This window comes from Agrococcus sp. Marseille-P2731, from assembly GCF_900117395.1.
In the GTDB taxonomy this organism is placed as follows: domain Bacteria; phylum Actinomycetota; class Actinomycetes; order Actinomycetales; family Microbacteriaceae; genus Agrococcus.
Genome location: NZ_FPEG01000002.1, coordinates 21,613 through 38,493, shown reverse-complemented (window position 1 = coordinate 38,493; position 16,881 = coordinate 21,613). Strand labels below are relative to the sequence as shown.

The following is a 16,881-nucleotide window of genomic DNA, read 5'->3' as shown; positions in this document are numbered from 1 at the left end:
CGATCGTGAGCAGCATGCAGCTCTCTCCCGCGCGCAGGTTCCTCGCGCTCTTCACCCTCGCACTCGGCGGCTTCGGCATCGGCACCACCGAGTTCGCCACCATGGGCATCCTGCCGCTGGCCGCCACCGAGCTCGTGCCGGGCTTCGAGGCCGATCCCGCCGGTGGCATCGCGCAGGCCGGATGGTTGATCTCGGCCTACGCGCTCGGCGTCGTCGTCGGCGCTCCGCTCGTCTCGGTCTGGGCGGCGCGGATGTCGCAGCGCACCCTCGTGCTGCTCCTCGCCGTCGCCTTCACCGTCTCGAACCTCGCCAGCGCGCTCATGCCGACCTTCGAGCTGACCGTGCTGGCTCGCTTCGTCTCCGGGCTGCCGCACGGCGCGTTCTTCGGTGTCGCCGCGCTGCTCGCCGCGCGCATCATGGGGCCGGGCCGGCAGGGCGCCGGTGTCGCGCTGGCCCTCTCCGGCCTCACGGTCGCGAACATCATCGGCGTGCCGCTGGGCACGTGGCTCGGCCAGGTCGCCGGCTGGCGGTGGACCTACGTCGCGGTCGCCGTCATCTTCGTGGCCACGCTCGTGCTCGCGTGGTTCGTGCTGCCGCGGGTTGCCGGCGACCCGACGCGCAGCGCCAAGCAGGAGCTCGGAGCCTTCAGGAACCCCCGGCTCTGGCTGATGATCGCCGTCGGCTGCATCGGCTTCGGCGGCTTCTTCGCCGTCTACTCCTACGCCGCAGAGATCGTCACGCGCGTGGCCGAGCTGCCGCAATCGGCCATCGCCTGGCTGCTCGCCACGATCGGCGTCGGCATGACCATCGGCAACGTGATCGGCGGCTGGGCGGCAGACCGCAGCATCCGCCGCACGGTCATCATCGCGTTCCCGCTGCTGATCGTGTCGCTCGCGCTGTTCGCGCTGCTGGGCGCGCAGCCGGTCGCCATGTTCGTGCTGGCGTTCTGCATCGGCGGTGCCGGATCGGTGCTGAACCCCGCCATCCAGGCGCGCATCATGCGCATCGCCGGCGAGGCGGAGCTGCTCGGCGCCGCGACCAACCACGCCGCGTTCAACGTCGGCAACGCGCTCGGCGCTGCGCTCGGCGGCGCCGTCATCGCTGCCGGCCTCGGCTACCTCGCTCCAGCCTGGATCGGCGTCGCGCTCGCCGGGGCCGGCTTCCTGCTGGCGCTGTGGAGCCTCGCGGTCGATCGCACCACGCCCGACACGGCGCAGCACTCGATCGTCGTGACGGTGCTCGGCCCGACCACGGCGGGCTTCGAGGTGATCGACCGTGCGCGCGGCTGACGGCGAGACCGCGACCGATGCGGCGGCCGGCACCAGCACCACGCCCTCCGAGTCGGCCCTCGGCGGCGAGTGGTCGACCATGCTCTGGGACGATCCGGTGAGCCTGCAGCCCTACGTGGTGCGCGTGCTCATGCGCCGCTTCGGCTACAGCCGCGACCGCGCCCATGAGCTCATGCAGCTCGCCGAGCGCGACGGCCGCACCGCCGTCGCGCAGGGCTCGCGCGAGGAGCAGGAGATGCACGTGGCCGGACTGCACGCGGACGGCCTCGTCGCCACGCTCGAGCGGGTCTCTGCATGAGGTCGTGGCGCCGCGACGGCGCGGGCGCGACCTGCTCGATGCTGCCCGACGAGGCCGACATGCTCGCGAACCTCGGGCGGCAGGTGCTCGAGCTGCACCGGGCCGTCATCGACGAGCGCGCGCTGCTGGAGGATCCGGTGATGGAGCGCCTCTACCCCAGCGCCTACGGCAGCGCGGCCGAGGCGGCCGAGTTCCGCCGGCTCGCCTCGCCCGACATCGCCGCTGACCGCATCCAGACGCTGACCCGCATGGTCGTCGACCTCGAGGCGGCGCTGCCGGCGGAGGGCGACGACCGCGACGACGCCGAGCTGCAGATCGCGGTCGACGCAGAGGGCGCGGATGCGTGGGTGCGGTCGCTCGGCGAGGTGCGGCTGGTGCTGTTCGTGCGCACCGGGCAGGATCGCGAGCAGCTCGCGCCCGACGTGACCGAGGAGGACATCGCGCAGCTGCGCGACGTCGTCGATTGGCTCGGCTTCGCGCAGGCGACGCTGCTCGAGGCGCTCGAGTAGCCGGTCGCACGTCGCGGTCGCCACGACGTCCGCGCGGTGGAAGAATCGCAGGATGAGGTTCCTGTCGATCCAGTCGCACGTCGCCTACGGGCACGTGGGCAACTCCGCCGCCGTCTTCCCGCTCCAGCGCATCGGGCACGAGGTGTGGCCCGTGCTCACCGTCAACTTCTCGAACCACACCGGCTACGGCGCGTGGGGCGGGCCGGCGATCGCGGCCGACGACGTGCGCTCGGTGGTCGCGGGCATCGAGGACCGCGGCGTCCTGCCGACGGTCGACGGCGTGCTGTCGGGCTACCTCGGCGGCGAGGAGATCGTCGACGTGGTGGTGGATGCGGTGGCCCGCGTGAAGGCGGCGAACCCCGCCGCCTCGTTCACCTGCGACCCGGTGATGGGCAACGCGAGCTCCGGCTGCTTCGTCGCGCCTGCCATCCCGCCGCTCATCCGCGAGCGCGTCGTGCCGCACGCCGACATCATCACGCCCAACCAGTTCGAGCTGGGCTTCATGACGCACACCGAGCCCGACACGCTCGCCTCGACGCTCGAGTCGGCCGACCGCGCGCGCGACCTCGGCCCGCGCACCGTGCTGGTCACGAGCGTGCTGCGCCCCGACCGCGAGAGCATGCCCGACGGCTCCGGCACGATCGAGATGCTCGTCGTCGACGACGAGGGCGCGTGGATCGTGCAGACGCCGCACCTGCCGTTCAAGGCGAACGGCTCCGGCGACGTCACGAGCGCGCTGTTCACCGCGCACTGCCGCGAGACGGGTTCAGCCGCGACGGCGCTGGAGCGCACCGCGTCGAGCGTCTTCGACCTGCTGCAGGTGACGATCGAGTCGGGCGAGCGCGAGCTGCGCATCGTGCAGGCGCAGGACGCGTTCGCGAACCCCCGCATGCAGTTCAGCGCGCGCCAGGTGCGCTGAGGCTCCCCCGCAGGTCGAGGAGGCCGCGGGCCGCAGGCTCGCTGCCGTCACGAGACCCCCGTAGGTCGAGGAGGCCGCGGGCCGCAGGCTCGCTGCCGTCACGAGACCGCAGGGGCCGCTCACCGGTCTCGTGACGCGTGCGCCTGCGGCGCGCGCTCCTCGACCTACGGGGGGCGTGCGCCTGCGGCGCGCGCTCCTCGACCTACGGGGAGGGGGGTCGTGCGCCTGCGGCGCGCGCTCCTCGACCTGCGGAGGGCTACGTGCGGCGCGTGCGCTTCTCGCGCACGCGCATGTTCACGACGATCGGGCTGCCCTCGAAGCCGTAGTCCTCGCGCAGGCGCCGCGTGATGAAGCGGCGGTACTGCGGGTCGAGGAAGCCGGTCGTGAACAGCACGAAGGTCGGCGGGCGCGTCGACGCCTGCGTCGCGAACAGGATGCGCGGCTGCTTGCCACCGCGCAGCGGGTGCGGGTGGGCGGCGACGATGTCCGCGATGAACGCGTTGAGCTTGCCGGTGGGGATGCGGGTGTCCCACGACTCGAGGGCGGTCTCGAGCGCGGGCACGAGCTTCTCGAGGTGGCGGCCCGTCCGCGCCGAGATGTTGACGCGCGGCGCCCAGTCGACGTGCGCCAGATCCTGCTCGATCTCGCGCTCGAGGTAGCGGCGGCGCTCGTCGTCGAGCTGATCCCACTTGTTGAACGCCAGCACGAGCGCTCGGCCCGACTCGAGCACGAGGTCGATGATGCGCACGTCCTGCTCGCTGAGCGGCGCGGTCACGTCGAGGAGCACCACGGCCACCTCGGCCTTCTCCAGCGCTGCCTGCGTGCGGAGGGTCGCGTAGAAGTCGGCGCCCTGCTGCAGGTGCACGCGGCGACGGATGCCCGCGGTGTCGACGAAGCGCCACACGCGCCCGCCGAGCTCGATCTGCTCGTCGATCGGGTCGCGCGTGGTGCCGGCCATCTCGTTGACGACGACCCGCTCCTCCCCCGCGGCCTTGTTCAGCAGGCTCGACTTGCCCACGTTCGGGCGGCCGAGCAGCGCGACGCGGCGAGGCCCGCCGTACTCCTCCTTGGCCACCGCCGAGACCTCGGGCAGCGCGGCCATCGCGAGGTCGAGCACGTCGGCGACGCCGCGGCCGTGCAGCGCAGAGACCGGGTTCGGCTCGCCGAGGCCGAGGCTCCAGAGCGACGAGGCCTCCAGGTCACGACGCTGGTCGTCGGCCTTGTTCGCGACCAGGATGACGGGGCGGTTCGACTGGCGCAGCATGCGCACGACGTGCTCGTCGGTCGACGTGGGGCCGACGTTCACGTCGACGATGAAGAGCACCGCGTCGGCGAGCTCGACCGCGATCTCGGCCTGCATGGCCACCGAGCGGTCGATGCCGCGCGCGTCGGGCTCCCAGCCGCCGGTGTCGACGAGCGTGAAGCGGCGCCCGTTCCACTCGGCCTTGTAGGAGACGCGGTCGCGCGTGACGCCGGGCGTGTCCTCGACGACGGCCTCGCGGCGGCCGAGGATGCGGTTCACGAGCGCCGACTTGCCGACGTTCGGCCGGCCCACGATCGCGAGCACCGGCAGCGCCGGCATGACGCGGAAGGCGTCGGGATCCGCCTCGGCGAGGTCGAGGAGCGCGGCATCCTCGGCGTCGAGCTCGTAGTCGGCGAGGCCCGCGCGGAGCGCGTTGACGCGCGCCTCGTCGGTCTCGAAGTCGTCGCTCTCGAGGAGCTCGGCCGCGAGCTCGTCGGTGTCGGCCCCGGTCGGCTCGAGCGCCTGGGGCTCGAGGCCGGTGTCCTGCTGGTCGTCGTGCTGGTCAGTCATGGTGCTCCTCGGTCGCGAGGCGGACGATCGCGTCGACCGTCTCGTCGAAGGTCAGGTCAGTGGAGTCGACCACGGTCACGCCGTCAGCAGCGTGCAGGAAGTCGACCACCTGGGAATCGGAGGCGTCGCGCGCCGCGAGGCGCGCGCCCACCTGGTCCTCGTCGCCGCCGACGTCGCCGAAGCGGCGTCGGATGCGCACGGCCTCGTCAGCGGTCAGCAGCACGCGCACGTCGGCGTCGGGTGCGACGACGGTCGTGATGTCGCGGCCCTCGGCGACGATGCCGGGCCGCGCCTCCGCGATGACGTCGCGGAAGCGGATGTTGACGGCCTCGCGCGCGGCGATCGTCCGCGCGACGCCGGAGACGGCGCCCGAGATGCGCTCCGTGCGGATCGCTTCGGTGACGTCGTGCCCCTCGATCGCGACGCGCTGGCCCGCGGCATCGACGGTCAGCTCGAGCGAGGCCAGCGCCTCGAGGCTGCCGACCACCGTCGCCTCGTCGTCGGTGTCGCCGCCGCGCTCCAGGATCAGCCACGTGAGCGCCCGGTACGCGGCGCCGGTGTCGAGGAACTGGAAGCCCAGCTCGCGCGCGACCGCGCGCGCCACCGAGGACTTGCCGCTGCCGGCAGGCCCGTCGATCGCGACGACCGTGCTCGTCCGCTCGGTGCTCATGCCACCACCTGCCAGCCCAGCTGCTCGAGCGCCTCGTGCAGGTGCACGACGGTCTCGGGCAGCACGGTGATCTCGGCGACGCCGAACTGCGCGCCCTCCGCGTGCTCGAGCCGCAGGTCCTCGAGGTTCACGCCCGCGTCACCGATGTCGGCGAGCAGCCTCGCGAGGTGCCCCGGCCGATCGTCGACGCGCACCTGCACGCGCGTGAACCGCGTGTGCGTGCCGTGCTTGCCCGGCAGGCGTGCCACGCCCTCGTTGCCGGCGCGCAGCGCATCCGCCATCGTCTTGCGACTGCCGGATGCTTCGGGCGCGTCGAGCGCGTCGACCAGCGCCTGCAGGTCGACCTGCAGGGCGCGCAGCTGCTCGACGACGGCAGGCGCGTTGGCGCCGAGGATCTGGATCCAGAGGGCCGGGTCGCTGGCCGCGACGCGCGTCACGTCGCGAACGCCACCACCCGCGAGGCGGAGCGCCTCGTCGGGCGCGTCAGCGAGCCGCGCTGCCATGAGGGAGGAGACGAGCTGCGGCACGTGGCTGACGATCGCCACGGCGCGGTCGTGCTCGTCGGGCGTCGACTCGATCGGCACGGCGCCGAGGTCGAGGATCAGGTCGTCGACGAGGCTGCCGCGCTGGTAGGAGATCGCGTCGTGGCCGGCGATCACCCACGGGCGCCCGACGAAGAGGTCGCCGCTGCCGGCCAGCGCGCCGGAGCGCTCGCGCCCCGCCATCGGGTGCGAGCCGAGGTAGCGGCTGACGTCGGCGCCGAGCGCGCGCAGCTGCGCGAGCGGCACGGCCTTGACCGACGCGACGTCGGTGACCACCGCGTCCGGGAACGCCTCGAGCTCGGCCGCGACGACCCGCGCCGTGACGTCCGGCGGCACGGCGACGACGATCAGCTCAGGCGCGTCACCCGGCTCGGCGAGCCTGCCGGCGCCGTAGTCGGCGGCCAGGCGCATCGCGGTCGGTGAGGCGTCGGTGAGCTGCACCTCGACACCGCGCGCGGCGAGGCCGAGCCCGATGGAGGTGCCGAGCAGGCCCGTGCCGACGATGCGCACGGGGCCGCGCAGTCGGTGGGTCACGAGGGCTCCTTCAGCTCTTGGCACCCCTCGAGAGCGTGAGGATGGCACCGCGCTCCATCGTAGTGAGTTCGCGCACCATGCCCGACCGGAGCGTGCCGAGGTGCAGCGGCCCGAACGAGCGGCGCACGAGCTCGACCACCGGGTGCCCGACGTGGTCGAGCATCCGCCGCACGATGCGGTTGCGGCCCGAGTGCAGGGTCAGCTCGACCATCGAGAAGCCCTTCGAGGGCGTGCCGATCACTCGCGCGTCGTCGGCGCTGATCGAGCCGTCGTCGAGCTCGAAGCCGTCGAGCAGGCGCCGGATGACGCGCTGGTCGACCGCGCCGCGCACCTTCGCGACGTACGTCTTCTCGACCCCGAAGGACGGATGCGCGAGCACGTGGGCGAGATCGCCGTCGTTCGTGAGGATGAGGAGCCCGGAGGTGTCGGCGTCGAGGCGGCCGACGTTGTACACGCGCTCGTCGATCTCGGCGACGAACTCGCGGAGGTCCGGCCGCCCGCGCTCGTCGGACATCGTCGAGACCACGCCCGTCGGCTTGTTCAGCATGAGGTACCGCTTCGTGGTGTCGAGCTGCACGGCCGTGCCGTCGACCGTCACCTGCGCGTCAGGGTGGATGCGGCTGCCGAGCTCGGTGACGACGCTGCCGTCGACCGTGATGCGGCCGGCGACGATCATGTCCTCGACGACGCGGCGGCTGGCGACGCCGGCGGCGGCGAGCACCTTCTGCAGGCGCTCCCCCTCGGTGCTGGGATCTGTCATGCGAACACGTCCTCCTCGCCGTCCGGCAGCAGCGGGCTGATCGGCGGCAGCTCGTCGAGCGAGTTGAGCCCCAGCTGGGTCAGCAGCAGCTCGGTCGTCTCGTAGTTGATGGCGCCGGTCTCGGCGTCGGCGAAGGCCTCGCGGATCAGCCCGCGGCCCAGCAGCGTGCGCACGACGGAGTCGACGTTCACGGCGCGGATGGCGGCGACGGCCCCGCGCGTGATGGGCTGCTTGTAGGCGATGACCGCGAGCGTCTCGAGCGCCGCCTGCGAGAGCTTGGTCGGCGTCTGGGTGAGCACGAAGTCGGCGGCGTCGACGTCGTAGGCGGCGCGCACGTAGATGCGCCAGCCGCCGCCGACCTCGCGCAGCTCGAAGCCGCGCTCGGGCCCCTCACCGCGCCCGTCGTAGTCGTCGCGCAGCGCCTCGATGGCCGCCTTGACCGCGCGCACGGGCGCGCGCAGCGCGGTCGCGAGGTGCACGGCACCCTGCGGCTCGTCGGCCACCATCAGGATCGCCTCGATGCGCCGCTCGAGCGGCAGGTGCGAGCGGTCGGCGACCTGCTCGTCCGCGGTGCCGGGCTGAGCCTCGCCCTGCGTCACCTGCGTGCCCTCGGCGGGCACCGCATCCGTCTCATGCATGGTCATAGTCTGCCCCCAGGCTCACGAGGTCCTCGTCGCGGAAGTCGTGGCCGGTCCAGCTGATCGACAGCTCGCCCAGCGGCTCGAGCTGCTCGAAGGTGATGGCCGCGTGCCGATAGAGCTCGAGCACCGCGAGGAAGCGGGCGACGATGACGCCGCGGGTCGCCTCGCCCGCGATCAGCTCGCGGAAGGTGGTCGTGCCCGCCTGGCGCAGGCGCGAGACGATGTGGGCGGCCTGCTCGCGGATCGACACGAGCGGCGCGTGGAGGTGCGTGAGGCCGACGCTCGGCAGCTCCCTGGGCGTGAGCGCCAGCAGCGCCAGTGCGGCGAAGTCGTCGGCCGAGAGGGTCCACTTCAGCTCTGGCGTGCGCTGCCGGAAGCGATCCTCGAGGCGCACCGACCGCGGGTGCCTGCTCAACTCCTCACCGATGCGCTCGGCCGCCCACAGCGCCGCCTGCTTGAACGCGCGGTACTGCAGCAGGCGCGCGAAGAGCAGGTCGCGGGCCTCGAGCAGCGCGACGTCCTCGCTGTCGACGACGTCGCCAGCGGGCAGCAGCGAGGCGATCTTGAGGTCGAGCAGCGTCGCCGCGACCACGATGAACTCGCTCGCCTGCTCGAGCTCCTCGTGGGTGTCGAGCGTGCGCACGTAGGCGATGAACTCATCCGTCACCCGCCCCAGCGCGATCTCGGTGACGTCGAGCGAGCGGTTGCCGATGAGCGTCAGCAGCAGGTCGAACGGCCCGTCGAAGTTGTCGAGCGCGAGGCGGAACCCGCCCTCGGCCTGCTCGTCGTCAGGCGATCGCGCCACGGGCGATCAGCTCGCGCGCGAGCTGGCGATGGATCTCTGCTGCCGCGTGCTCGGGGGCGAACTGCGTCACCGGCACACCGGCGACGGATGCATCGGGGAACTTCACCGTGCGGCGCACGACCGTGTCGAGCACGGTGTCGCCGAAGGTCTCGACCACGCGATCCATGACCTCTCGGGCGTGCAGGGTGCGGGAGTCGAACATCGTCACGAGGATGCCGTCGAGCTGGAGCGCCGGGTTCAGGCGATCCTGCACCTTCTCGATCGTCTCCTTGAGCAGCGCGACGCCGCGGAGCGCGAAGTACTCGCTCTCGAGCGGGATGAGCACGCCGTGCGCTGCGGTGAGCGCGTTGACGGTGAGGAGGCCCAGCGACGGCTGGCAGTCGATCAGGATGAGGTCGTAGTCGTCTGCGACCCGGCGCAGCACGCGCGCCAGGATCTGCTCGCGCGCGACCTCGTTGACGAGGTGCACCTCTGCTGCCGAGAGGTCGATGTTCGCGGCGATGACGTCGAGGCCCTCGACGCTGGTCTGCTGGATCGCCTCGCGCGGGTCGAGGCGGGGGTTGAGCAGCAGGTCGTAGATCGTGGTGGCGTCGTGGTTGTCGACGCCGAGGCCGGCGCTGAGCGCACCCTGCGGGTCGAAGTCGATCGCGAGCACGCGGCGGCCGTAGTCGGCGACGGCCGCGCCCAGGTTGATGGAGGTCGTCGTCTTGCCGACGCCGCCCTTCTGGTTGCACATCGTGATGATGCGCGCCGGGCCGTGCGACGCGAGCGGCGCGGGCTCCGGGAACTCCCGCACCGGGCGCCCGGTCGGCCCGAGCGCGGGCGCCTCCATGCCGGCCAGGGTCTCGTTGCTCGTGCTCACGCTCCCGAGTCTAGGAACCCCCGCCGACTTCGGGCGGTAGGCCCGTGCGGCGTGTATCTCAACCTCTGGTTGAGGCTCAACCAGCGATGCGCTCCTCGCGCCGCCGCCGCTGCTCGGTGGGATCCGGCACGGGCGCAGAATCGATGAGGCGCCGCGTGTAGTCGTCGGTCGGATGCGCGAGCACGCGATCGCGCGGGCCCTGCTCCACGACGCGGCCGCGGTGCATCACCGCGACCCGGTCGCACAGGGTGTCGACGACCGCGAGGTCGTGGCTGACGAACAGGCACGCGAAGCCCAGGCGCTCCTGCAGCTCGCGGAACACGTCGAGCACCTGCGCCTGCACCGAGACGTCGAGCGCGCTGGTCGGCTCGTCGGCGATCAGGAGGCGAGGCTCGAGGGCGACCGCGCGCGCGATGGCCACGCGCTGGCGCTGCCCGCCCGAGAGCTCGTGCGGGTAGCGCTCGAGCCAGCGGGAGCCGAGCCCGACCGAGTCGAGCAGCGCCGCGGAGCGCTCCCGCACCGCGTCGGCGCCCAGCCCGCCGATCACGCGCAGCGGCTCCGCGATCGTCTGCTGGATCGAGTAGCGCGGGTTGAGCGACATCGACGGGTTCTGGAACACGACGCCGACCGAGCGGCGCATCGCCGTGCGATCCGCGCGCGATGCCGCACCGACCCGCGTGCCGGCGACGTGGATCTCGCCGCCGGAGATCGGCGCGAGGCCGATCGCCGCGCGCCCGATGGTGGTCTTGCCGCTGCCCGACTCCCCCACGACGCCCAGGATCTCGCCCGGCTGCACGCGCAGGGAGACGCCGTCGACGGCGCGCACCTTGCCGCGCAGCCTGCTGCCGTACTCCACGACGAGGTCCTGCACGTCGAGCGCCGGCAGCGCCTCACCCTCCGGCGCGGCCGAGGCCGCGCGCTCGCCGAACCGCGGCACCGCCGCGAGCAGCTGCTGCGTGTAGGGCGACTCCGGCCGCTCGAAGAGCTCCAGCACCGGCTTCGACTCCTCGATGCGCCCCTCCCGCATGACCACGACGCGGTCGGCGAGGTCAGCGACCACGCCCATGTCGTGCGTGATCACGAGCACGCTCGAGCGCAGCCTCGTGCGCATCCGCCGCAGCACGTCGAGGATCTCGGCCTGCACCGTGACGTCGAGCGCAGTCGTCGGCTCGTCGGCGATCAGCAGCGCCGGGTCGTTCGCGAGCGCCATGGCGATGACCACGCGCTGCGCCTGGCCGCCCGAGAACTCGTGCGGGAAGCTGCGCAGCCTGCGCGCAGGCTCGGGGATCTCGACGAGCTCGAGCAGCTCGAGCGCCCTCGCCCGCGCTCGCGCCCCGCTCAGGCTGCGATCGTGCGCGCGGATGGCCTCGACGAGCTGGAAGCCGATCGTGAAGACCGGGTTCAGCGCCGCCATCGGATCCTGGAAGATCATGGCGATGCCCGAGCCCCGCACCTCGCGCAGCGCTCGCCGCTCGAGGCCGAGCAGCTCGCGGCCGTCGAACCGGATCGAGCCGGAGACCGTCGCGTTCTTCGGCAGCAGCCCGAGGATCGAGAGGGCGGTGACGCTCTTGCCGGAGCCCGACTCGCCGACGATCGCGACGATCTCGTCGCGCCCGACCTCGAACGACGCCGAGACGACGCTCACCGCCGTGTCGCCGTCGACGTCGAAGGTGACGCTCAGCCGCTCGACCGCGAGGATCGGCCCGCCATCCGTCGCCGTCGCGCGCTCCGCGCCCTCGCTCGAGTCGCTCATCCGTCTGCTTCCTCTGCCGCCGCGGCATCGCGTGCGCGCTTGTGCTCGTTCCACTCGGCGAGCATCTTGTGGTGGTGGTCCATGACCCAGTTCAGGTAGTCCCTGCCGTTGGTCAGCCGGGTCTGGGCGGCACTCTCCTCAGGCGCGAGCTGGGTGAGCGCCTTGTCGATCACCTCGATCTCGCGGTCGAAGTAGCGCTGCTCGTTGGCGAGGAAGCTGCCCCACGGGTCGTCCTCGGCCATGAAGTAGTGCGCGCGATCGCCCGGCACGGAGTGGCGGCGGATGAAGCGCGTGTCCATCAGGCGACGCGTGGCCATCGAGACGGAGCCCGCGCTCGCGTGCAGGGCCTTCGCGATCTGAGCAGACGAGAGGTAGGGCTTGTCGGTGATCATGAGATAGCCGAGCACCCGGCCGTCCATGCGCGAGGTGCCCGCCATCTCCCAGATGAAGCTGAGGTCCTCGGCGAACTGGCGCCGCGCCTGCTCGCGGGCGTCGACAGCGTCATCCGCGTCGGCGTCTGGCCTCTGGTCGTCCCTCGCGTTCACTGCTGCCTCCTCGGGTCGAACGCCGTTCGCAGCGACTCACCCAGGCCGATGACCGAGAGCACCGTGAGGGCCAGCATGAGCGACGGCAGCATGATGATATGCGGCGCGGTCTGGAACACCCGGGAGCCCGCGGCGATCTGCAGGCCCCAGGAGATGGCCGGCGGCTGCAGGCCGATGCCGAGGTAGGTGAGCGAGCTCTCGGCGACGATGACCGCGCCGATCGCGATGGTCGCGAGCACGATGACGGGCGTCAGCGCGTTCGGCAGCACGTAGCGCGTGATGATGCGCAGCTGTCCGAGCCCCATCGTGCGGGCGGCGAGCACGTACTCGCTCGTGCGGATGGCGCGCACGGAGGTGCGCACGAGCCGCGCCATCGTCGGCCAGCCGAAGACACCGAGCACGAGGCTCACGGTCAGCACGCTGCGATCGCCCAGGCTGTTGAGCACGACGATCGCCGCGAGCAGGAAGGGGAAGCCGAGGAAGACCTCGGTGAGGCGGGAGATGAGCCAGTCGGCGACGCCGCCGTAGAGCCCGGCGATCGTGCCGAGCAGGATGGCGATCGCGAGCGAGATCGCGGTCGCGAGCACGCCGACGGTGATCGATGCTTGCGCGCCGTGGACGGAGTTCGCCCAGATGTCGCAGCCCTGCAGGTCGAAGCCGAAGGGATGCCCGGCGCTCGGGAGCCCCGAGCTGTTCGCGAGGCTGCAGGAGCGCGGATCGCCGTTGCCGAACAGGGCCGCGAAGGGTGCCGGCGCGATCGCGAACGCCAGCAGCACGGCGAGCACGGCGACGGGCAGCCAGAACAGCGGCTGGCGCATGAGCTGTCGCAGGCCGCCCTTGCGGCCGGCGCTCCTGGCGAGCGCCGTCGACATGGCCTTGGTGTTGGTGGGCAGATCAGCCACGGCGCGTCCTCGGGTCGAGCAGAGCATGCAGGGCATCCACGACGATCGTCGTGATGAGGAAGATCAGGATGAGCGCGGTCGAGATGCCGACGACCGTCGGCCCCTCGTGCGTGCGGATGGCGGTGAAGAGCAGGTTGCCGACACCCGGCAGGTTGAAGATGCCCTCGATGATGACCGTGCCGCCGAGCAGGAAGCCGAGATCCGTCGCGAGGAATGTCGTCGCCGGGATCAGCGAGTTGCGCATGACGTGCAGGCCGACGATGCGGCCCTCGCCGATGCCCTTGGCTCGGGCCGTCGTGACGTAGCCGGCGCTGAGGTTCTCGAGCACCGAGCTGCGCACGAGTCGCGACACCGCCGCGAGGCCGAAGAGCGCGATGACCGCGGAGGGCAGGATGTAGGAGGTCGGCCAGCCCTCGGTGATGCCGGCGACCGGCAGCCAGTCGAGCTGCACGCCGAAGATCAGCTGCGCGACGACGCCCAGCACGAACACCGGGATGCAGCTCGCGATCACCGTGATGCCGAGCAGGCCCTTGTCGATCACCGAACCGCGAGTGAGCGCCGAGACGACGCCGATGAGGATGCCGACCACGGCCTCGAGCATCCAGGCCGAGAGCGCGAGCGTGATGGTGACCGGCCAGCGCGAGAGCATCTGCTCGCCGACCGGTCTCCCCTGGAAGGTGATGCCGAAGTCGCCCCGGAACAGGCCGCCGATGTAGGTGAGGTACTGCTGCCACAGCGGCGCGTCGAGGTTGTACTGCTCGCGCAGCGCGTCGACCACCGACTGCGGCAGCGCCCGGTCGCCCGCGAGCGCCCTGATCGGGTCGCCGGGCAGGCTGAAGACCGCGAAGTAGATGATGAACGTGACGCCGAAGAACACGATCGCGAAGCTCGCGACGCGCTGCAGGATGCCGGCGGCCGTGCGCATCTACAGCGCTCCCGCCAGGTGGGCGGCTCCCGACAGCACCGCGCCGTACTGCACGCCGACGAGCGTCGCGACCGGGATGCTCCGGATGCGCTCGTCCTCCGCCTCGGCGGCCCAGCCCGCGAGCAGCGCCGCCGTCTCGTCGGCCACGCGGCGCAGCTCGGCCGTCGCGGTGCCGGTGGTGACCTCTGCGCGCATCGCGCGCAGCAGCATCCCCCCGAACCGGAGGCGGAACATGTGCAGCTGCTCGACGCAGCCGAAGCGCTCCGCGACGGTCGCCGTGCGCTGCGCCTCCGGCTGCGCCGCGCGCGAGACCATGAGCGCGCCGCTCGAGACCAGCATCGGCACGAAGCGCTCGGATGCGCGCAGGAAGGGCGTGCGGATGCCCAGGTGCGGCCCGGCGAGCTCGAGCAGGTGCACGAGCCGGGTGCCGGAGGCCGCGAGCTCCGTGCCGACCCGCGTCAGCAGCTCGGCGTAGGACTCGTCCGCCGCGCTCGTGTCGTCGGCGTCCGGATGCATCCAGTGCGGCAGCTCGGCGATGAGCGAGAGCGTGCCGTAGCGCAGGGCGTAGGCGCTCGAGGCATCACCGCCGGAGCCCTCCGGGTAGGGGTCGATGCCGAGGGACTCGGTCCAGTCGTAGACCTCCTCGAGACTGCCCGACATGAAGATCGCGGGGGCGAGCTCCGTCAGGTGCCCCGCCTCCGGCTCACCGCGGTCGAGCGGGATGCCGAGGCTCGTCGGCACCCGCGAGAGCATGTCGTAGAGCTCGGGCACCGGGCGGGTCAGGTAGTAGTAGACGCCGCCCATCTCGGCGTTGTGGAGCGGCACGTAGAGGTCGGGCTGCACGCGGTCGATCATGCGCATGAGCGCGAGCGTCTCGGGCATCACGCGGTCGAAGTAGGCGCGCTTGTAGTCGAAGGGGAAGGTCCACTCGACCTGCTCGTCGCCGGCCGGGCGGTAGAACTCGCGGAAGTACGTCGCGCGGTCGGCGGGGTCCGCGAACCAGCCCTCGTTGAGGCGCATGCCGTCGGGATCGATGCAGGGCACGATGTGCCAGGTCGCGTCCAGCGACTCGCGGAGCGACGCGTCGGCGATGAGCTGCTCGAGCAGGTGCAGCGCCGTCCACGAGCCGATCGGCTCGTTCGGGTGCACGCCGCCGACGATGAGGTGCGAGAGGGGGCCGTCGCCGATCGTGTAGGCGCGCAGCGGTTCGTGGAGCCGGCTCGTGCCGATCCGGCGGGAGGTGACGAGATCCGGATGCGCGCGCTCGATCGCGGCGAAGCGCTCGGTGAGCTCGTCGAGGGTGGGGAAGCCGTCGAGCGCGGGCACGGCGGCGGCCCGCCGGAGGATGTCCTCCGGCGAGCCGGCGCGCACGCGCGACGTGGGGGCTGCGGTCACTGTGCGAGCACGACCTCGGCGAAGCGGATGCCGCCAGAGATCGTCGGGAGCTCGGCGATGCGATCCGACGTGACGTACAGGTAGCGGTTCGCGAAGGTGGGGACGGTCGGGAAGTCGGCGAGGATCCGCTCCTGCGCCGCCTCGTAGCCCGCGAGCGACTCCTCGAGCGTCTCGGCCGCATCCGCCTCGGCGAGGAGCGCGTCGACCTCTGCGCTGCTGTAGCCACCGGCGCCGGAGTTGCCGTCGCCGTCCGCCGTGTAGACCGAGTGCAGCGTGTCCTGCTGGCTCGGGTAGAGCGCGCCCCAGCGGGCGCGGTACGGCCCGTCGAGGTCGCCCTGCGCCACGCGCTCGGTGAAGGCCGCGAAGTCGGTGGTCGGGGTCGCGACGACCTCGTCGAGCTGCAGGTTCTCGCGGAGCTGGTTGGCGTAGGCCTGGAACAGGTCGTCCTGCGCCCAGCCGCCGATGAACAGCAGCTCCATGGTGCCCTCGAAGCCACCGGCCTCCTCGAGCAGCGCTCGCGCAGCCTCGGGGTCGAACTCGCAGAGCTCGCCGCAGATGCCGGCGGGGTCGCCGGGCATGCTCGGCGCGGTGAGCGAGGTCGCGGGCACCTGGGTGCCGTTGAAGATCGCCTGGTTGATCGCCTCGCGGTCGATCGCCATCGAGATCGCCTGGCGCACCCGCGGGTCCTCGAAGCGAGGATCCTCGAGCGGGAAGCCGAGGAAGTCGACGCCCGGGGCGTCGAAGGCGTGGAAGCGCTCGCCGAAGTCGCTCTCGGCCTGCACCGCCTGGTTCGCGCCGATGCCGACGATGTCCACGGCGCCCGCGAGCGCATCCGTGTAGGCCACGGTCGTGTCGAGGTAGGGCACGAAGGTGATGCCGTCGGTCGTCGGGGCCTCACCCGCGTAGTCCTCGTATGCCACCACCGAGATCTCGGCGTTCGGCTCCCACTCCGACTCCATCATGAACGGCCCGTTGCCGATCGGTGCGCGGTCGAAGGCCTCGAGGTCTGCCCACGCCGACTCCGGCAGCGGGTAGAGCGCGGTCTGTCCGACGGTGAGCTGGAAGGGGAACTGCCGGTCGGCACCGATGAGCTCGACGGTGAAGGTGCGATCGTCGACGACCTCGAGGCCGGCGAGCTCGGTCGCTTCGGGCTCGCCCTCCGCGGGGTTCATCTCGGCGTAGCCGACGACGTTCTTGAGCTGGCCGCCGTTGACCCAGGCGTTGGGGCCGTAGGCGGCGTAGTTCCAGGTGTCGACGTAGGCCTGCGCCGTGACGGGCGTGCCGTCGTGGAAGGTCCAGCCCTCGCGCAGCGTGATGGTCCAGGTGGTCGCGTCGTCGGACTCGACCGACTCCGCGGCGACCATCTCGAGCTCGCCGGCGTCGTCGAAGCCCGTCAGCGGAGCGAAGAGCGACTGCGTGATCTCGTAGGAGGCGAAGTGGTTGCCCGGGATCAGGTGGTCGGGCTCCTCGACCGCCATGCGGAACGTCTGGGGCTCGGCCGACGACTCCTGCGGCTCGCTGCCGCCGCCGTCGTCGCTCGCCGCGCATCCGGACACCGTCAGCGCGACCAGCGCGAGCGCTGCCACCGACACCTTGACGTGGTGCTTCATTGCTCCTCCAGGAGGCCAGGGCCGGGACGGCCGCGGACGAGCGGCCAGCGCCGGTCGTTGGAGCGAGGCTAAGCGGAAAGCGTGGCCGACACAACGAACATTCAGAACT

General features: G+C 71.9%; 17 protein-coding genes. 4 read left to right on the top strand and 13 right to left on the bottom strand.

Annotated features, from left to right (window positions below):
* The first annotated feature begins 14 nt into the window (after window positions 1-14).
* The 4 genes from BQ6202_RS04145 to pdxY are packed head-to-tail and all read left to right on the top strand — an operon-like array spanning window position 15 to window position 3,015.
* On the top strand, window positions 15-1,289 hold the full coding sequence (locus tag BQ6202_RS04145) for an MFS transporter (protein ID WP_072313241.1): 1,275 nt from the start codon (window positions 15-17) through the stop codon (window positions 1,287-1,289).
* On the top strand, window positions 1,276-1,587 hold the full coding sequence (locus tag BQ6202_RS04140) for an ATP-dependent Clp protease adaptor ClpS (RefSeq protein ID WP_072313240.1): 312 nt from the start codon (window positions 1,276-1,278) through the stop codon (window positions 1,585-1,587). Before BQ6202_RS04145 ends, BQ6202_RS04140 begins: the two co-directional genes overlap by 14 nt.
* The gene (locus BQ6202_RS04135) at window positions 1,584-2,096 is read left to right on the top strand and encodes a DUF2017 family protein (protein ID WP_072313239.1); all 513 of its coding nucleotides are present in this window, start codon (window positions 1,584-1,586) and stop codon (window positions 2,094-2,096) included. The genes BQ6202_RS04140 and BQ6202_RS04135 overlap by 4 nt, the downstream gene beginning before the upstream one ends.
* 52 nt (window positions 2,097-2,148) lie before the next feature.
* The gene (pdxY, locus tag BQ6202_RS04130; protein WP_072313238.1) at window positions 2,149-3,015 is read left to right on the top strand and encodes a pyridoxal kinase PdxY; all 867 of its coding nucleotides are present in this window, start codon (window positions 2,149-2,151) and stop codon (window positions 3,013-3,015) included.
* A 256-nt stretch (window positions 3,016-3,271) separates the two neighbouring features.
* Here the strand turns inward: pdxY and der are convergent, their stop codons facing one another.
* The 13 genes from der to BQ6202_RS04065 form a co-directional block, all read right to left on the bottom strand.
* On the bottom strand, window positions 3,272-4,828 hold the full coding sequence (gene der, locus BQ6202_RS04125) for a ribosome biogenesis GTPase Der (RefSeq protein ID WP_072313237.1): 1,557 nt from the start codon (window positions 4,826-4,828) through the stop codon (window positions 3,272-3,274).
* Window positions 4,821-5,498 (bottom strand): (d)CMP kinase, encoded by a 678-nt coding sequence (gene cmk, locus BQ6202_RS04120; protein ID WP_072313236.1) that lies wholly within the window; start codon window positions 5,496-5,498, stop codon window positions 4,821-4,823. The genes der and cmk overlap by 8 nt, the downstream gene beginning before the upstream one ends.
* Window positions 5,495-6,574, bottom strand: a complete 1,080-nt coding sequence (locus BQ6202_RS04115) for a prephenate dehydrogenase (protein WP_234946114.1) — start codon at window positions 6,572-6,574, stop codon at window positions 5,495-5,497. The genes cmk and BQ6202_RS04115 overlap by 4 nt, the downstream gene beginning before the upstream one ends.
* Window positions 6,575-6,584: 10 nt before the next feature.
* Window positions 6,585-7,334, bottom strand: a complete 750-nt coding sequence (locus tag BQ6202_RS04110) for a pseudouridine synthase (protein WP_072313234.1) — start codon at window positions 7,332-7,334, stop codon at window positions 6,585-6,587.
* Window positions 7,331-7,978 (bottom strand): SMC-Scp complex subunit ScpB, encoded by a 648-nt coding sequence (gene scpB, locus BQ6202_RS04105; protein WP_072313233.1) that lies wholly within the window; start codon window positions 7,976-7,978, stop codon window positions 7,331-7,333. Before scpB ends, BQ6202_RS04110 begins: the two co-directional genes overlap by 4 nt.
* A complete protein-coding gene (locus tag BQ6202_RS04100) occupies window positions 7,965-8,780 on the bottom strand; it encodes a segregation and condensation protein A (protein ID WP_072313232.1) in 816 nt (271 codons plus the stop codon). The genes scpB and BQ6202_RS04100 overlap by 14 nt, the downstream gene beginning before the upstream one ends.
* The gene (locus tag BQ6202_RS04095; RefSeq protein WP_072313903.1) at window positions 8,764-9,612 is read right to left on the bottom strand and encodes a ParA family protein; all 849 of its coding nucleotides are present in this window, start codon (window positions 9,610-9,612) and stop codon (window positions 8,764-8,766) included. Before BQ6202_RS04095 ends, BQ6202_RS04100 begins: the two co-directional genes overlap by 17 nt.
* A 106-nt stretch (window positions 9,613-9,718) precedes the next feature.
* A complete protein-coding gene (locus BQ6202_RS04090) occupies window positions 9,719-11,395 on the bottom strand; it encodes an ABC transporter ATP-binding protein (RefSeq protein WP_072313231.1) in 1,677 nt (558 codons plus the stop codon).
* Window positions 11,392-11,940: a GbsR/MarR family transcriptional regulator gene (locus tag BQ6202_RS04085; protein WP_072313230.1), complete on the bottom strand. Its 549-nt coding sequence runs from the start codon at window positions 11,938-11,940 to the stop codon at window positions 11,392-11,394. The genes BQ6202_RS04090 and BQ6202_RS04085 overlap by 4 nt, the downstream gene beginning before the upstream one ends.
* Window positions 11,937-12,842: an ABC transporter permease gene (locus BQ6202_RS04080; protein ID WP_234946113.1), complete on the bottom strand. Its 906-nt coding sequence runs from the start codon at window positions 12,840-12,842 to the stop codon at window positions 11,937-11,939. The genes BQ6202_RS04085 and BQ6202_RS04080 overlap by 4 nt, the downstream gene beginning before the upstream one ends.
* Window positions 12,835-13,767: an ABC transporter permease gene (locus BQ6202_RS04075; RefSeq protein ID WP_072313229.1), complete on the bottom strand. Its 933-nt coding sequence runs from the start codon at window positions 13,765-13,767 to the stop codon at window positions 12,835-12,837. Before BQ6202_RS04075 ends, BQ6202_RS04080 begins: the two co-directional genes overlap by 8 nt.
* On the bottom strand, window positions 13,768-15,162 hold the full coding sequence (locus BQ6202_RS04070) for a M14 family zinc carboxypeptidase (protein WP_234946112.1): 1,395 nt from the start codon (window positions 15,160-15,162) through the stop codon (window positions 13,768-13,770).
* Complete coding sequence (locus BQ6202_RS04065) at window positions 15,159-16,772, bottom strand: peptide ABC transporter substrate-binding protein (RefSeq protein ID WP_072313228.1); 1,614 nt, start codon at window positions 16,770-16,772, stop codon at window positions 15,159-15,161. The genes BQ6202_RS04070 and BQ6202_RS04065 overlap by 4 nt, the downstream gene beginning before the upstream one ends.
* Window positions 16,773-16,881 lie beyond the last annotated feature (109 nt).

Bases quoted from the DNA above. Each gene is read 5' to 3' on its own strand.
- BQ6202_RS04135 (WP_072313239.1), top strand. From the start codon at position 1,584: ATGAGGTCGTGGCGCCGCGACGGCGCGGGCGCGACCTGCTCGATGCTG.
- der (WP_072313237.1), bottom strand. From the start codon at position 4,828: ATGACTGACCAGCACGACGACCAGCAGGACACCGGCCTCGAGCCCCAG.
- BQ6202_RS04090 (WP_072313231.1), bottom strand. From the start codon at position 11,395: ATGAGCGACTCGAGCGAGGGCGCGGAGCGCGCGACGGCGACGGATGGC.
- BQ6202_RS04075 (WP_072313229.1), bottom strand. From the start codon at position 13,767: ATGCGCACGGCCGCCGGCATCCTGCAGCGCGTCGCGAGCTTCGCGATC.
- cmk (WP_072313236.1), bottom strand. From the start codon at position 5,498: ATGAGCACCGAGCGGACGAGCACGGTCGTCGCGATCGACGGGCCTGCC.
- BQ6202_RS04095 (WP_072313903.1), bottom strand. From the start codon at position 9,612: ATGGAGGCGCCCGCGCTCGGGCCGACCGGGCGCCCGGTGCGGGAGTTC.
- BQ6202_RS04065 (WP_072313228.1), bottom strand. From the start codon at position 16,772: ATGAAGCACCACGTCAAGGTGTCGGTGGCAGCGCTCGCGCTGGTCGCG.
- scpB (WP_072313233.1), bottom strand. From the start codon at position 7,978: ATGACCATGCATGAGACGGATGCGGTGCCCGCCGAGGGCACGCAGGTG.
- BQ6202_RS04110 (WP_072313234.1), bottom strand. From the start codon at position 7,334: ATGACAGATCCCAGCACCGAGGGGGAGCGCCTGCAGAAGGTGCTCGCC.
- BQ6202_RS04145 (WP_072313241.1), top strand. From the start codon at position 15: ATGCAGCTCTCTCCCGCGCGCAGGTTCCTCGCGCTCTTCACCCTCGCA.
- pdxY (WP_072313238.1), top strand. From the start codon at position 2,149: ATGAGGTTCCTGTCGATCCAGTCGCACGTCGCCTACGGGCACGTGGGC.